Annotated in this window: 17 protein-coding genes; 10 read left to right on the top strand and 7 right to left on the bottom strand. The window is 47.1% G+C overall.

The genetic code is table 11. From position 1 onward, the window contains the following. Window positions 1–112: 112 nt before the first annotated feature. The 4 genes from CB4_RS06395 to CB4_RS06410 all read left to right on the top strand — a co-directional run bounded on the left by CB4_RS06395 (window position 113) and on the right by CB4_RS06410 (window position 2,929). The gene (locus CB4_RS06395; protein ID WP_157737825.1) at window positions 113–700 is read left to right on the top strand and encodes a PilZ domain-containing protein; all 588 of its coding nucleotides are present in this window, start codon (window positions 113–115) and stop codon (window positions 698–700) included. A gap of 111 nt (window positions 701–811) precedes the next feature. Beyond that, window positions 812–1,081, top strand: coding sequence for a hypothetical protein (locus CB4_RS06400; protein WP_096464200.1), 270 nt, complete (start codon window positions 812–814; stop codon window positions 1,079–1,081). Between the two features lie 132 nt (window positions 1,082–1,213). Further along, a complete protein-coding gene (gene aspA / locus CB4_RS06405; protein WP_096464202.1) occupies window positions 1,214–2,641 on the top strand; it encodes an aspartate ammonia-lyase in 1,428 nt (475 codons plus the stop codon). Window positions 2,642–2,743: 102 nt separating this feature from the next. Next, window positions 2,744–2,929 carry an alpha/beta-type small acid-soluble spore protein gene (locus CB4_RS06410; protein WP_096464204.1) on the top strand — a complete coding sequence of 62 codons (186 nt, stop codon included), beginning with the start codon at window positions 2,744–2,746 and terminating at the stop codon, window positions 2,927–2,929. A 57-nt stretch (window positions 2,930–2,986) separates the two neighbouring features. Here the strand turns inward: CB4_RS06410 and hemY are convergent, their stop codons facing one another. The 5 genes from hemY to CB4_RS06435 form a co-directional block, all read right to left on the bottom strand. After that, on the bottom strand, window positions 2,987–4,417 hold the full coding sequence (hemY, locus tag CB4_RS06415) for a protoporphyrinogen oxidase (RefSeq protein ID WP_096464206.1): 1,431 nt from the start codon (window positions 4,415–4,417) through the stop codon (window positions 2,987–2,989). Continuing rightward, on the bottom strand, window positions 4,417–5,361 hold the full coding sequence (gene hemH / locus CB4_RS06420) for a ferrochelatase (RefSeq protein WP_096464208.1): 945 nt from the start codon (window positions 5,359–5,361) through the stop codon (window positions 4,417–4,419). Before hemH ends, hemY begins: the two co-directional genes overlap by 1 nt. A 33-nt stretch (window positions 5,362–5,394) precedes the next feature. Next, the gene (hemE, locus tag CB4_RS06425; RefSeq protein ID WP_096464210.1) at window positions 5,395–6,432 is read right to left on the bottom strand and encodes a uroporphyrinogen decarboxylase; all 1,038 of its coding nucleotides are present in this window, start codon (window positions 6,430–6,432) and stop codon (window positions 5,395–5,397) included. 85 nt (window positions 6,433–6,517) lie between these two features. Beyond that, complete coding sequence (locus CB4_RS06430) at window positions 6,518–7,321, bottom strand: M15 family metallopeptidase (protein WP_231956166.1); 804 nt, start codon at window positions 7,319–7,321, stop codon at window positions 6,518–6,520. 117 nt (window positions 7,322–7,438) lie between these two features. Beyond that, window positions 7,439–8,167, bottom strand: coding sequence for a 2-phosphosulfolactate phosphatase (locus CB4_RS06435; RefSeq protein ID WP_096464212.1), 729 nt, complete (start codon window positions 8,165–8,167; stop codon window positions 7,439–7,441). Window positions 8,168–8,287: 120 nt separating this feature from the next. Here CB4_RS06435 and CB4_RS06440 point away from each other — a divergent pair, with 120 nt between their 5' ends. Beyond that, the gene (locus CB4_RS06440) at window positions 8,288–8,551 is read left to right on the top strand and encodes a YqhV family protein (RefSeq protein ID WP_096464214.1); all 264 of its coding nucleotides are present in this window, start codon (window positions 8,288–8,290) and stop codon (window positions 8,549–8,551) included. A gap of 19 nt (window positions 8,552–8,570) precedes the next feature. After that, a complete protein-coding gene (locus CB4_RS06445) occupies window positions 8,571–9,797 on the top strand; it encodes a M14 family zinc carboxypeptidase (RefSeq protein ID WP_172890821.1) in 1,227 nt (408 codons plus the stop codon). Here the strand turns inward: CB4_RS06445 and CB4_RS06450 are convergent. Beyond that, window positions 9,794–10,561, bottom strand: a complete 768-nt coding sequence (locus CB4_RS06450) for a sulfite exporter TauE/SafE family protein (RefSeq protein WP_096464218.1) — start codon at window positions 10,559–10,561, stop codon at window positions 9,794–9,796. The two genes, CB4_RS06445 and CB4_RS06450, sit on opposite strands and share 4 nt — an antisense overlap. A 124-nt stretch (window positions 10,562–10,685) precedes the next feature. On the opposite strand from CB4_RS06450, the gene CB4_RS06455 reads away from it, so the two are divergent. The 4 genes from CB4_RS06455 to CB4_RS06470 all read left to right on the top strand — a co-directional run bounded on the left by CB4_RS06455 (window position 10,686) and on the right by CB4_RS06470 (window position 14,718). Beyond that, window positions 10,686–11,963 carry an ArsB/NhaD family transporter gene (locus tag CB4_RS06455; RefSeq protein ID WP_096464220.1) on the top strand — a complete coding sequence of 426 codons (1,278 nt, stop codon included), beginning with the start codon at window positions 10,686–10,688 and terminating at the stop codon, window positions 11,961–11,963. A 24-nt stretch (window positions 11,964–11,987) separates the two neighbouring features. Beyond that, window positions 11,988–12,266 carry a hypothetical protein gene (locus CB4_RS06460; protein ID WP_096464222.1) on the top strand — a complete coding sequence of 93 codons (279 nt, stop codon included), beginning with the start codon at window positions 11,988–11,990 and terminating at the stop codon, window positions 12,264–12,266. A 133-nt stretch (window positions 12,267–12,399) separates the two neighbouring features. Then, entirely contained in the window at window positions 12,400–14,112 is a 1,713-nt protein-coding gene (locus CB4_RS06465) for a methyl-accepting chemotaxis protein (RefSeq protein ID WP_172890823.1), read from the top strand. Between the two features lie 12 nt (window positions 14,113–14,124). After that, a complete protein-coding gene (locus CB4_RS06470; protein ID WP_231956167.1) occupies window positions 14,125–14,718 on the top strand; it encodes a L,D-transpeptidase family protein in 594 nt (197 codons plus the stop codon). Between the two features lie 24 nt (window positions 14,719–14,742). Here the strand turns inward: CB4_RS06470 and CB4_RS06475 are convergent, their stop codons facing one another. Next, the gene (locus CB4_RS06475; RefSeq protein ID WP_096464226.1) at window positions 14,743–15,783 is read right to left on the bottom strand and encodes a YkvI family membrane protein; all 1,041 of its coding nucleotides are present in this window, start codon (window positions 15,781–15,783) and stop codon (window positions 14,743–14,745) included. Window positions 15,784–15,800 lie beyond the last annotated feature (17 nt).

The following is a 15,800-nucleotide window of genomic DNA, read 5'->3' on the forward strand; positions in this document are numbered from 1 at the left end:
ACGTTTAATAGGTCTTATTATTCATTTCTTCTTGCTTCTTTCGATAGTAAAATTTACTTATATCGAATATAAACAAAGAAAAAAGTCCCTGATGTGTTTTGGAGGTGCCCTCATGGAGCAAGTGAAGTTTGAATATAAGGGAAGACTTGAATTTGGGAATATGAGTGTGATTGAAGGTGAATTGCTTAGTTTAGAAGTTACCGATACAGATGGATATACAGTGGGCGGTACAATTGTGTTTTTGTACGCAGGAAAGCGTTTTCCTACGAAGATCATTAAAAAAGAAATGCGTACGCTGTATTTATTTGTCCCCTTATTCGATACTCACTTTCCAAATGATCGGCGCCATATAGCACGTATTCCTGTGCAACTGCCGGCTTATGTGAATGATTATATCAGCGAGCGAGTGTATGAAATTCCGGCTGATCTACGTGTGCGTGTCATTGACGTAAGCTTGCAGGGATTTGGTTTTGTATCAGGCGAACGATTGCGGGTAAACCATGCATACTATGTAGCGTTTGATACAAAAGATCTGGAGATTAAAACAAAGACGATCATTCGTAATGAAACGATGGCGGATGAGGGATATCGATATGGTTGCGAAATTCAGTCAATCACACGAGAAGATTTTCATGTTTTGCGCCGCTTTATGTTGATTCGACAATTATCCATAGCGATACAGAATCCACTTGGTTCATAAAATTTAGGGTACATAGACTTGTTTTTTTATATTGTCTATTGAGTTTTAAGTAAATATACCTATAATTGAGTATAAAGTTGGCAAGAAAGAGTATGCTTGGAGGTGGGAGAAATGGTGTGGGGACCGATTAGTCTTATTGGTTTCTTTTGTACACTTGTCTTTTTAGGTTTTGCGATTCTTTCGCTTTTGCTTATTTTTTCGAAGCGAGGAACGTTTATGCAGAGTGTAGGTAGTCTCCTTCTTTCTTGTGCATTTTTCGCTGTTTTTGTGTTTGGTGCAGTCAAAGTACAGCAAGATATCGAGAAATCCTCCCATAAATTAGACGCCCATGCAACTCATGCAACCCAGGTGGCTAAGATGCAGCTGGAAGCGAAAAAATAAACCAAAAAACCTGTCTTCTTTTAGATAAAAGAAAGCAGGTTTTTTTACTTGTAAATGAACAAACTATGGTAGGATTAGGGGGGTAATGAATTTTGTTATCATGCCATTACATTATAGGAGATGTTACTGACTATGGAACAAACAAACAATTATCGCGTAGAGAAAGATTTCCTTGGTGAGAAACAAGTACCACTTCATGCTTTCTACGGTGTGCAGACGATGCGTGCGATTGAGAACTTCCCTATTACCGGGTACCGCATTCACGAATCTCTTATCGTAGCGATGGCGATTGTGAAGAAGGCAGCCGCATTGGCGAATATGGAAACCGGCCAGCTGAACCCGCGTATTGGAAAAGCGATTGTCGATGCAGCGGAGGAAATTATCGACGGTAAGCTGCATGATCAGTTTATTGTTGATCCGATTCAAGGGGGCGCTGGAACGTCCATTAACATGAATACAAATGAAGTAATCGCTAATCGTGGACTTGAATTGCTTGACAAAGAAAAAGGTAACTATTTTGAATTAAGTCCGAACACACATGTTAATATGGCACAGTCGACAAATGACTCGTTCCCAACAGCGATTCACCTCTCGGTACTGAGCATGCTGGATAAACTACTTGTTACGATGCAGGAGATGCACGATACATTTGGTAAAAAAGCAAAAGAGTTCGACCATGTGATCAAAATGGGACGTACGCACTTGCAGGATGCAGTGCCGGTACGCCTCGGACAGGAATTCGAAGCGTACCGCCGTGTGCTAGAACGTGATATGAAGCGAATCAAGCAGTCGCGCCAGCATATGTATGAAGTAAATATGGGAGCGACCGCAGTTGGGACCGGTCTGAATGCTGATCCGCGCTATATTGAAAGCGTTGTAAAACATCTGGCTGACATTTCGGGCTTCCCGATTGTAGGGGCGGAGCATCTGGTTGATGCGACGCAAAATACTGACGCGTATACAGAAGTATCTGCCGCGCTCAAAGTGTGTATGATGAACATGTCCAAAATTGCCAACGATCTGCGCCTTATGGCATCCGGTCCACGCGTTGGACTTGGTGAGATCACACTGCCGGCACGTCAACCGGGCTCTTCCATCATGCCGGGTAAAGTGAATCCGGTTATGGCCGAAGTAATCAATCAGATCGCGTTCCAGGTAATCGGTAACGATCATACGATCTGCCTGGCATCTGAAGCAGGCCAGCTGGAACTCAATGTTATGGAGCCTGTGCTTGTGTTCAATCTGTTGCAGTCGATCAGCATTATGAACAACGGCTTCCGTGTCTTCCGGGAATACTGCCTGGATGGCATCACGGCAAATGAAGAGAAGATGAAGGAATATGTGGATAAGAGTGTGGGGGTTATTACAGCAGTAAACCCGCACCTTGGTTATGAAACAGCGGCACGCATCGCACGGGAAGCGATTCTGTCTGGCAAGTCCGTACGGGAGTTGTGCCTGTATTACAACGTGCTGACAGAAGAAGAGCTTGATCTCATTCTTGATCCGTTCGAGATGACGCATCCGGGTATTGCGGGTGCATCGCTTCTATTCAAAGATTAATCCAGTAAGAAGAAAATCCTCCTGCTCTGGAAAGAAGTACGCCTTATAAAACGGTTCTAACGACGGACACTAAAGGTACTTTCCAGACAGGGGGTGAACAACATGGCAAACAACAATAAACTTCTTGTACCGCAGGCAGCTCAACTGCTTGATCAGTACAAATATGAGATCGCATCCGAATTCGGCGTACAGCTTGGCAGTGATACGGTTTCCCGCGCAAACGGTTCAGTTGGCGGCGAAATTACGAAGCGCCTCGTACAGATGGCCCAGCAACAGTTAAAATCATAATATATGGATACAAAAGCCCCCTGGCTCTACAACCAGGGGGCTTTTTATGGTTTACATCTACAGGGAGGTAGCTTCATAAGTATGAAGATAATGAAGGATATCAGACACAATAGCTTCTCCCTGGTCAATACAATCGGGAAGCCCTGCTCCATAGTAGGGAGCACCGGCGACAAACATACCAGGCATCTTCCCATCAAGCTCATGAACAAGCTGATCAACCCGCGCTTTATGCCCGACTACATATTGCGGACGCACCTGTTTCCAACGGGAGATGCGGTAAAATTCCGGTTCTTGATTGATCTTCATAATTTTATTCAAGTCGTTCATAATCGTTGCAATTAGTTCCTCATCCGGCAGGTGAACCGGAGAATCATCCCACGGACGGCCAACAAAGCAGCGAAGTAGTGCTTTGCCTGCTGGAGTCGTGTGCGGCCATTTTTTGTGTGTCCATGTACAGGCAGTAATGGTGAACTTTTCATTGCGCGATACGATGAAGCCTGTACCATTAATGTCCTGCTGAATCGCTTCTAATGGAAAGGCGAGGGCAGCCGTGGCAACGGATGAAGTCGGAATTTCCTCTAGTAGATGAGAGAAGTCATATTCCGACAGCATGTCCCGCGTTGGACGCAGTGATGAACAGAGAACTACACTGTCTGCGTCCATCTGTGTACCATCTGCCAGGTGAAGCGTGTAGCCGCTTTCTGCCTGTGCCACTCTAGATACACTCGTTCCGGTGCGAATACAGTTGCGGTCAAGCTGATTCTCAAGTGCTTCTACAAGTGCTTGCAGGCCGCTTTTGAATGTCATAAAAGCACTTGACGACTTTTTGTCACCGGCTGACTTCGGCTGTTTTGGCGTTGTGGAACGCATGCCAAGAATCAGACTGCGATGTTTTTGCTCAACCTGATAAAATTGCGGGAATGTAGACATCAGGCTTAAGTCATCAATATCGCCTGAATACACACCGGAGAGCAAAGGCTCAATCAAATTCTCCACCACTTCATTGCCAAGGCGACGACGGAAGAACTTGCCGAGTGACTGATCTGCTCCATTTGACTGGGCGCGTGGTAAGAACAGGTCACAGGCTGCTCTCATTTTTCCGGAAAGAGAAAAGAGAGGGGTTGTGACAAATGGTGCCACCTTTGTCGGAATGCCCATGATGGAACCGCCTGGCATCGGATGAAGTTGGCCATTTGTCAGAATAAACGCCTGTCCGGTATGATTGCGCACGAGATCATCTTTGAGCCCGACTTCTTCTGCAAGACGAATCATACTTGTCTTGCGGGCCAGAAACGAATCGGGTCCGAGTTCAATCACAAAGTCGTTCGTGTAATCCGTTATGATCGTGCCGCCCAGACGGTCTTCTGCTTCAATCAGTACATAGCGGATGGGCAAATTTTGTTCCCGAACGGTTTTTTGCAAATAGTAAGCAGTTGTTAGGCCAGTGATGCCACCGCCGATGATCGCAACTGTATGCATCCGATTCATTATTCATCACGTTCTTTCTTTGCAATCTGATCCAACACAGCATTTGCGAGTCCCTCGATGAATGTATCATGTGTGTTTGGCATAGGCGGACGAAGATAGCGGATGTTAAGTTCATCGGCTATCTGTTTACATTCAATGTCGTTATCATACAGTACTTCCAGATGGTCAGATACGAATCCAACCGGACAGAATACCATTGTTGTATAGCCTTCTGCATGTAGCTCACGCATCCGATCCTGCACATCTGGCCCAAGCCACGGTTCCGGTGTTCGGCCTGCACTCTGCCAGGCGGTTGTATAATGTCGAACATCCGCCTTCTCCGCAATCATGCGAGCGGTATGTGCGATCTGCTCGGGATACGGGTCATTCATCTGCTTGATTCGTTCTGGCAAGCTATGCGCTGTGAATAGCACAATCGTCCGGTCCTGGTCTGCTTCCGAAATCTGAGAAAATGTCTCACGCAGACGGTCTGCCCAGTAGCGGATGAAGGCAGGCTGATCATACCAGCTGTCAATCGAATGGATGCGTATATTTCCGAGTGCAGCCGCCTTCGCATGCGCCCGGTCATTATACGACTGAGCGCTGAACGTGGAATAGTGCGGAGCTAGAACGATGCTAACAGCGTCGCTTATTTCCGCCTCTCGCATGTTTTTAACGCCGTCTTCAATGAACGGCGTAATATGCTTCAGTCCAAGAAAGGCTGTGAACGTAATCGTATCTTGCATCTCGTTTAGCTTCGCAGCAAGTGCATGCGCCTGTTCATCTGTAATACGGGCGAGAGGGGAGAGCCCCCCGATGCGTTCATACCGCTCGATAAGCTCACTAAGAAGCTCCGGGGTAGGTTTTCGTCCACGCCGAATATGTGTATAGTAAGATTCCACTTCATCGGGACTGTGCGGCGTCCCATATGCCATCACGAGAAGTCCCATTCGCTGTTTCGTCATGTTCTTAATCCTCCCGCTACTTGCTTTCATCTGCTACTTTCTGGCGGAGTATTCGTGAATGAATGCTGTCAGACGCTGTAGGGTTTCGACCTGCACTTGCGGATATACTCCATGACCGAGGTTGAAAATAAAATTCGGATTTTCCATACCTTGATCAAGAATTTCTTTTGTTTTTTGTTCAATCTGTGCCCAGTCAGCAAGAAGGAGTCCTGGGTCAAGATTACCCTGAACGGTACAGGTTACGCCTTGCTTGCGTGCAGACTGGATACTTGTACGCCAGTCGAGTCCGATGACATCAAGCGGCAAGCGATTCCATTCCGTAAGCAGATGGCCTGCTCCGACACCAAACATAATTTTTGGAGCGTTTTCGTCTTTGAGAGCAGCAAAAATCTTATTCATAACCGGAGCCACGAACGTTTGATAGTCTTGTGCATTAAGCGCCCCTACCCAGGAGTCGAATACCTGAATAGCCTGGGCACCTGCTTTGATTTGTGCTTTCAAATATGTAATCGTCATCTCACCGAGCTTGTCCATCAACAGATGCCATGCTTCCGGCTGAGAGTGCATGAAAGCTTTCGTTTTGTAATAGTTACGTGATGGACCGCCTTCAAGTAAATAGCTGGCAAGGGTGAAAGGTGCACCCGCAAAGCCAATGAGTGGAACATGAAGTTGTTCACGTAACAGTTTAATCGTATCGAGAATATACGGAACGTCTGTGTCTGGATCAAGCGTACCGAGCTTTTCTACATCGGCTTTGGATGTGATCGGATTGGCAATGACGGGTCCGATGCTTGATTTAATTTCTACATCAATTCCAAGTGCTGGCATTGGCGTCATGATGTCTGCAAACAGAATGGCCGCATCCACATCAAGTTGCTGGATCGGAAGCATGGTAACTTCCGCGCAGACTTCCGGACGGTGTGTAATCTCAAACAGCGAATATTTTTCGCGGATTTTGCGGTACTCAGGCTGATAACGCCCCGCTTGACGCATATACCATACTGGTACGTGGTTGTGCTCCTCGCCCCGGCAAGCTTTCAAAAAATTATCATTAAATGGCTTTGCGCTCATTGTTCCACACCTTTCTTTTCCATAAACACGTGTTTAATTATTTCTTATTGTACGATAGCATAAATGTTCGGGCAAAGTTAAGTAATTATTGTGACAGGTACTCTTCAAGAGTCAGACCTTTCTTTGTAATTTCTTGGGCGACTGTCTTGCCTACATAGCGAATATGCCATGGTTCATACGCGTAGCCTGTAACGGATTCTTTGCCTTTCGGATAGCGGATGATAAAGCCGTATTTTGGTGCATTAGCCGCAAGCCACTTTCCTTCCGGTGTATCGCCAAACGTTTGCTCAAGTGTATTGCCCATGCGTTTACTTGTGACGTCAATTGCAAGGCCAGTCTGGTGTTCGCTCTGACCTGGATAGGCACTGACGGCATTCGCTTTCTCCTCAGTGCCGTATTTTTTGATCAGGCGGGTAAAAACTGCTTTTTGCATCGAATACGGACGGTACGCTGATTGGCCGAGTAGATCTATGTTCTCAGCTTTTGCCTGGGAGAATAGTTCTTCAAGTGCTTTCGCTGCTTCTTTGCGCATCATTTTTCGCGGGCTTTTTTCTGCGAATGAGAAAGGGATGTTTGGTTGTACAAGATCGGACGGCTCAAAAGCAGACTGAATAGTTCGCTTCTTGTTCACCACAACAAGTACATCATTCATATTTGTCACTTCCTGAACACCGCTACCGGTTTTTATAACCGTAGTGGCGAGTGCTGCTTTTACTTTTTGCTCTGCAAGCGGATCAGGCTGTGATTGGTTATTTTTGTTGCTGTCCTTTTGGTTTGTTGGCTGTGTGGTTGCCTGATCCGGTGATTTTGATCCTGTCTCAGTTGCACAGCCGGCTGTAAAAGATGCGGCTGCTAACAGAAGTGCCAGCATCGTTGTTCGTTTGTTCACAGTATATCCCTCTCTTTTTGGAAAACACAAAAATCGAGCATACACGCTTAGGGGTGAATGCTCGGTTTTTTCGTTTTTTAGCTTCTCTAGTATTCTAGCATACTATCGATTTAGCATTCAATTTACTGGAGAGATTGTAGCAGTAACCAAATTTTTGTCTTGTAAAATTGGAACGACTGCAAGTGCATTTAATCTAGCACAGTACAGCACATCAGCAGTTCCCTGCTGCCCTGCGATGCGTCTTCCGGTTGTGGTCTCAAGCAGAAGATCGGGAAGGGACGGAGCTAAGTGCGTGTAGCTTGCAGCAAGTGCGGTGCCGAGATCGCATACGCGCACACACGGCAGGAGCGTCCGGGCGTGTTCGATCATAAGTCCGGCTGCCAGTCCGTCTTCTAAGGCGAAGGTCTGCCGTGTTCCAGCACAGTACAGCGTAATATCGAGCTGTCGGCGCAGCGCTTCTTCGATGCAGGCATGTGCGTTTAGTAAGCAGCCAATCAGCAAATGAGCAGCTCGTGCTGCTTTATTGATCGCGATGGTGCCATCTGTTGTCGTCAGTACAAGCTGTTGTCCAGGCTGTTTATGGCTGCACAATTCAGTAGGTGAGTTGCTGTATGTGAATTCAGAAATTTTTTTGCCGTGTCGCTCGCCAGCAAAGACGACATTCGACGCTCTGCGTAGTAGTTGTGCCTGCCCGATGGTTTCTACGGGGAGCACTGAAGCAAATCCTTGGCCGAGCGCAGTGACAATTGTGCTGCCTGCTTTCAGTACATCGATGACCACAACGGTTCGTCCAGCCACCTGTTCATGGCGGATTTCTTCTACGGTCTGCACGACTTCGATTCTCATAGTTGTTCTCCTCTTTCCGTAGACGTTATGTCTTTATCGTATGCCGGACAAAACAAAGAAGTGTCGGGCGACTATTCTGATAGGTACATGCATACGTTGGGAAGAAAGGGGGGAAAGCCCGTGTTTGAAAAGGCGATTCTCGGTATGGCCTCGCTCCGCATTCTATCTGGTTCACTGGAAATACTTGCGGCATTTCTTATTCTGCGTGTGAACCAGGTGGAAAAAGCACTTCTGATTAATTCAGGCTTAGCGTTTGTCGGACCGTTTGTATTGCTACTGACGACAACAATCGGTCTGCTTGGTGTAGCGGAACGTGTTAGTTTTGGGAAACTGGCATGGATTCTGGCTGGCGTGGCTTTTATTTTGATTGGTGTACGAAAATAACGTAGAAAGGAAGATGCGTATGCAGTATACGGTGCGAAAAGGGGACACGCTACAAAAAATCGCAAATCGATTTGGTGTGAGTGTAGAGGCGATTCGGTGTTGTAATGCAGGAGTGGTCGGCGTACGGCTCATACCTGGTCAGATTCTGTCCATAGCAGGACCGCTTCGGTATTATGAGATTCAGTTGGGTGATACTCTTGATTTTATTGCGCAGGCGTTCAATCTAGCACCGGAACGGATTGTAGCCGCCAATAATTTTTCGGATAGAGTTGAACTTGAACCGGGCGAAGTGATGGTATTGCCCCCGAGTCAGCCAGATGGAATCGTACGTACAGATGAGGAATATACGCACCGTAATCTTGCTCATGATCTGGCTGCCCTTCTTGATACGTATCCATCTCTTGGGATGGAGGTGATCGGATACTCGGTGTTAGGCAAACCGTTATATGCGATTCGTCTCGGAACAGGAGCGAGAGAGGTATTCTATAGTGGTGCCTGGCATGCGAATGAGTGGATGACTGCAGCTGTATTAATGAAATTCGTGGAGAATGTTGCTCGTGCGTATGCACGTAATGAATGGCTTGATGGATATGATGTGAGGCAGTTATTGGCGGAGTTTACAATTTGGGTGGTGCCGCTTGTAAATCCGGATGGAGTGGAGCTATCTGTAGAAGGAATTGATCCGTGCCATCCTTTTTATAAAGAAGTGCTAGATATTAATGGTGGATCATGTAATTTTACCGGGTGGACCGCAAATGTGCGAGGAGTCGATTTGAACCACCAGTGGCCAGCGGGATGGGAGGAGGAAGCAAAAACAAGCCCGAACCGTCCATCGCCTCGCCATTATGGCGGGCATACTCCTTTATCGGAGCCGGAAGCTCAGGCTGTTTATGCATTTACAAAAGCGCATGATTTTCTTGGTGTACTTGCGTATCATTCGCAGGGGCAGGTCATCTACTGGGGATATCAGCAGATGGAGCCGCCGGAGAGCCGTGCCATTGCGGAGCGGCTGCAAGTGCTAAGCACGTATCAGCCAGTCCGTACCGCTAACAGTTATGCGGGATATAAAGACTGGTTCATTCAGGAGTATCGTCGCCCCGGCTATACGGTTGAGATCGGTGTCGGTGTGAATCCTGTACCTCTGGATCAATTTGATGCGATCTATCGGCAGAATCAGGCGGTTCTGCTTGAAACACCTCTGTTGCTTGCAAGACGATGGGATGAAGAAAACAGAGAGTCGGATTAATGAGTGAGCAGATCCCATGCCTGTTTGCTGATCATCAGTACGGTTACGCCGATAAAAAGTGGTCGGACGTAGGTGGAACCTTTACGGATCGCAACTTGTGAGCCGATCAGTGCGCCGATAATCATAGCGATCCCCATCGGAATTCCATACTGGTAGTTAATATGGCCAAGTGCAGCAAAGGTAACCAGTCCAGCGATGTTACTACCAAAATTGAGTACTTTAGCGTTTCCAGCCGCTCCCACAAAATCAAAGCCCATCATTAAAAAGGCAAATAGCAGAAACGAACCAGTCCCTGGTCCGAAGAAGCCATCATAAAAACCGATGAGTAGCGCCACTGTCACGGACAGAATGGCGATTTTTTTTGTGATTCCTTTATACGTCGATGTGCTGCCCCAATCTTTTTTAAACAGCGTGTAAATCGTTACGCCAGTCAATAGTACGACCACGAGCGGTTTGAGGAATTCCTGCGGGATTTTGGTAACAGCATAGGCACCAAAGGCGGATCCGATTAATGAAAGCGGGAATAAATATTTAACCAGCTTAAAATTGACTTTGCCAGAGCGCATAAAGGAAATCGTGCTGGTGCAGGATGCCATTGTGCTCGCTAGTTTGTTTGTACCGAGTGCTACCGTTGAAGGTAGTCCGGTTAATAGGAGGGCAGGGAGTGAGATCAGTCCACCGCCACCGACAACCGAATCAATGAATGCTGCGAGAAAGCCCGTCGCAAGCAGAAAGAGTAGCATGTTAGTATCGAGCATTTCCATGTAGAGTAACCCCCTAGTTCAGATAAGAAATATGATGTATTTTTCAACTATACACTAAAAATTCGGTATAATAAGCATGGATAACAAAGTAATTTTATTTATCGGACAAGCAGGGGGATGGCATATGGAACAGCAGGCGATGTATGCAATCATCATTTTTCTGGTGATTTACGCGCTTATTATCTCGGAAAAAATTCACCGCACGATTGTTGCGATGATAGGAGCGCTTCTGATGATCGGAGCAGGGATCGTCAGTCAGGAAACAGCGCTCCATCATATTGACTTCAATACACTCGGGCTTCTCATCGGGATGATGATTATTGTAAGTATTACTGCCCAGACGGGATTATTCAAGTACATTGCGATCTGGGCCGCAAAGAAAGCAGGCGGAAGTCCAGTTCGTATTCTTGTGGCGCTCGGGTTAATTACAGCGATTGCCTCAGCCTTTCTTGACAATGTAACAACGGTGCTTCTTATGGTGCCGGTTACGTTCAGCATCACCCGGCAACTGCGTGTGACGCCGATTCCGTATTTATTGACACAAGTTTTGGCGTCAAACATTGGCGGAACAGCTACACTTATTGGGGACCCGCCGAACATTATGATCGGCAGCGCGGTTAAAGAACTGACATTCATGGCTTTTATTACGAACCTGGCCCCGGTTATTGCAATCATTCTTGTCGTAACGATTGCTATTCTGGCCTTCTGGTATCGTGATCAGCTCCGAACTGAACCGGCTCTGCAGGCGGAGCTGATGCAGATGAATGAGAAGGATGAGCTGATGGACAGCAAGCTGCTCAAAAAGAGCCTGTTCGTGCTCGCGCTGACGATTGGTGGTTTTTTTGCCCATCAAGCTCTGCATCTCGAATCTGCTACCGTGGCACTGGTCGGGGCATTTCTGCTGCTGTTGATTAGTGGCGAGGCTTATTTAGAGCCTGCACTTGAACGAGTAGAATGGACGACGATTTTCTTCTTTATCGGGTTGTTTGTGCTGGTCGCTGGACTAATCGAGACAGGGGTAATTGCTGCACTGGCACAGAAAGCAATGTCGCTTACGGGTGGCAATCTAAAAGAAACGGCTCTGTTGATTTTATGGCTAAGTGCGATTGCATCTGCATTTGTCGATAACATTCCGTTTGTGGCCACGATGATCCCGATGATTCAAGAGATGGGCAAAATGGGGATGAATCATCTTGAACCGCTCTGGTGGGCGCTGTCTCTTGGTGCATGTCTCGGCGGTAATGGAACACTTATTGGCGCAAGTGCCAACGTTATTGTAGCGGGGATGGCTGCAAAGGAAGGGCATCATATTTCATTTATGCGGTTTTTATGGATCGGATTTCCGCTCATGTTGATTTCGATTATCATCTCGACCGTATATATTTATATCCGCTATTTATAAAGGATCCGCAAAAGGAGGGATAGAATGCTTCGCTATTACTATGACACAGAAGAGTTAGACATTGAGGAGACGGAAAACGGTCAGGATCGCGAATTCCATTTTCATTTTAAAAGTGCAGGTCAGAATATGCATGACTTTCAGAAGGTACGTGCCCATTTTAATCGTGACCGCGTGATTACAGATGTGTTTTTTTATCCACAGGCCGACCAGCGCTGCCGTGTGATTGTGCGGAATGATTATTACATTGATTTTGTGCTGGTCTTGTTCAAGTACCAGATTCTTTCTCACATAGAATGGATATAGAAGGGGAGTGCTCGGTTTTCATGACGAGCACTTTTTTTGTAACGAAAAATTTTAATATAATAAATACCAGGTGAGTATTTCTCTGGTAAAATGAATAGAGGGAGCATTGATGTACAGAGGGGAGAGGGAAGGTATGGGATGGTTGCGTAATTTACGAGTTCGGCTGAAGATGCTTGTATTGAATGTTGTAGTAGGGGTTTTCTTGGCTATTGTAGGTATTTCCGGATATACACATATGAACGATTTAAATAAGCAGACAGAGGCGATGTATGCGGAAAGTCTTCAACCTGTAGAATGGTTGGATGAAGCACGTGCTCATTCACGGGGGATTGAGGCATTGACAGCTCAGTTAATGCTCGAGAAGGATGCGAAGCGACAGCAGGATATGGTGGAAGAGATTAAGGCTCGGATTGATAAATCGGATCAAGTATTGAAACAAATTACAGCGCTTTCACTTGATGGGTATGAGAAAGAACGTATAACCAAAATCCAGAGCATTTTACCGACATATAGAGTAGAGCGACAGAAAGCGATTGATCTTGCATTAGCAGGGAAACAGGCAGAAGCGTATACATACTTTGTAAGCCATGCGCTTACGCCGTTGAATGAGTTCAATAGTCTTCTGCAAGAGCTGACAGATTACAAAATCAAGCAGGCAGATGAGATGAGTAAACAAGGCAGGCAAAATGCAAATGAAGCGAATCTCATTATGATTAGTACCTTTGTGATTGCGATGATTGTCTGTGCAGCGCTCTGTTCGATCATCTCCGGCATGATTTCTAAGCCGCTCGGGCGCATGCAGGAGTTAATGGAGCGAGCGGAGACTGGGGATATGACAGTCCGGGGAGACTATGAAGCAAGCGATGAACTGGGCCGGTTGAACCACACATTTAATAACATGATGAATGGGCTGTGTACGGTTATCAAACAGGTGAATGACAATGCAGCCGGTCTAGCGAATAGTTCGCGTCAGCTTGCTGTAAATGCGGAAGGAGCGAATCATGCTACGCATGAGATTGCAGCGGCCATTCAGAAAGTAGCAGCAGGCTCTGAGACGATGATGGGTGGAGCAGAGGAGAGTGCACGTTCGATGGAAGAGATGGCGATTGGCATTCAGCGGATCGCCGAGAATTCCTCGATTGTTTCCGAATCATCAGATGTAATGGCGCAGCAGGCGCAGCAGGGCAATGAGATGATTCGTAAAGCGGGGCATCAGATGCAGCTAATCAACAGCTCGGTTGGCAATTTGTCTGCTGTAATCACGCAGTTGAATACACGTTCGCAGGAAATCGGACATATCGTAGAAGTCATTACCGACATTGCTTCTCAGACGAATCTGCTAGCGCTTAATGCAGCGATTGAAGCGGCGCGCGCTGGTGAACATGGCAAAGGCTTCGCCGTTGTAGCAGATGAAGTACGCAAGCTTGCCGAGCAATCCGAACAGTCAGCTGGAAAAATTACGGCACTTATTCAGGAGATCCAGAGTGATACGATTCGTTCGGTAGAAGCCATGGAGAAGGGAACGAAGGATGTAGAAGCAGGGATGGACATTGTTGAGCATGCCGGTACAACGTTTGAAAGTATTGTGAACGCAGCCAAGCAAGTCGCTGAACAGATTCAGGAAGTGTCAGCCGCAACGGAACAACTGTCTGCCGGTTCGGAGCAGGTAACGGCATCTGTAACAGATATGAGCTGTATTGCGAAAGATTCGGCAGCGGATACAAGCCGGGTCGCATCAGCCACGCAAGAGCAGCTTGCAGTTATTGAACAAATCCATGATTCTGTAGAATCGCTCAGTACGATGGCAAAAGAACTGGATGGAGCGGTACGCAAGTTTACAATCTAGGAGGCTTGAGCCATGGAACAAGCGGAACAGATGCTTGTGGTCACTGTACAGAAGGCGCAGCAGCGAGCGGCTTCTGTAACCGCTTATGCAAAAAAAGCAGGTGAATGGATACCGATATTCGGTCCACTTCCTGCTGTTATTGGGAAGAATGGAGTTACGATGAATAAGATGGAGGGGGATCGTAAAACGCCGATGGGGCTGTATCCGATTCGGTACGCCTTCGGAACAGCGGTCAAGCCGCACGGTGTCCACCTGCCGTATCGTATGGTGACCCGGCAGGATTACTGGATAGATGACCCTGCTTCACCTGACTATAATCGATGGGTAACATGCTATTCGCAGCCGAAAAAGTACTGGAATTCGTTTGAGAAATTGAGCGTTTCAGCATACAAATATGCGCTCATAATTGGGTACAATGATGACCCGCCGATCGCAGGAGCCGGAAGTGCAATTTTTCTCCATGTATGGCGTGGGCCTGCAAGCTATACCGCCGGGTGTGTCGCTTTGGCAGAAGCAGATGTATTGCGCATTCTTCGCTGGTTGCACCCGGAGAATAAGCCTGTGATCTGGATTGGAACCATACAGGGAGCGCCTGACTCCATATGAACCTTCATGAAAAAAAAGCCGGAACTATACCGGCTTTTTTTTCATGAACATAAGCAATAGAGTAATACAGCCTACAATGCCGAACAATGGATAGAGATGATGAACAAGAGCGGAAAATCCGAACTGACTGATGAAGCAACAGATGGCAAGCAGGCCGATAATAAGCGTACGTTCGGTAACGGATGAGGGGAACAAACGCCGTAGCTGCCGAGTAATGCCAAATACGTTGCCGGCAAGCGTTGTGAAAATCTCACCAAAAATAACGAGGGAAAACAGCCACTGAGCAAGCGGACCAAAATTCGCGACGATGACTGCCATCGGGATTTCGGAACCTTCAATTTGGGGCAGATGGGCAGCGAGGACGAAGTCGGATAGCCAGAGTAGCACACCAAGTCCGATGCCTCCGACTATTCCTCCGGCGATGATTGTCCGACGGTCTTCAAATTCACTGCCGAGCGGTACGAGTACGGCGAGTGCCAGGGTAAGATTGAAAGCCGCGTACAGAAAGGGTGACAACATCCATAAGTCGCTGTCTGGCGCTGAAGAAGGAAAGGTTGTGGCTACACGTCCACTTCCGAGTGTAGCTATGCCGATTAGCACACTGAACAGGAGCATCACAGGTACAACGATCGTGTTGATTGCCATAACGGCATTCATGCCGCGAGTGGCAACAAGGTACAGGATCAGGACGGTGACAGCAACTCCAGGAACCCCCAGGCCATTTATCTGCTGGTTGAACAGAGCGGCCGTTCCGGCAAGCATGACGCCAGTAATACAGATCAGAATAAGCAGGGTCGTCAGATTAATCCATGCTCCGGCTGTTCGGCCAAATACATACTCATTGAACGCATCATAGGAAGTAGTCTGCATTCTGCTGGCAAGGAGCATAATTTTTGTTCCGACGATCATAAATAATAGTACCGCCACAGCAATAATCAGGTAGCTTTTATCACCAAAACAGGTAACAAACCGAAAAATTTCCTGACCGCTGGCAAAACCAGCCCCAACCACGGTTCCGATGTACGTGAAACCGATCTGCATAATAGCTTTGTACGATATTCGCATTTTTCGCTCTCCCGTGC

The sequence above is a fragment of the Aneurinibacillus soli genome, assembly GCF_002355375.1.
GTDB classification, from domain to species: Bacteria; Bacillota; Bacilli; order Aneurinibacillales; family Aneurinibacillaceae; genus Aneurinibacillus; species Aneurinibacillus soli.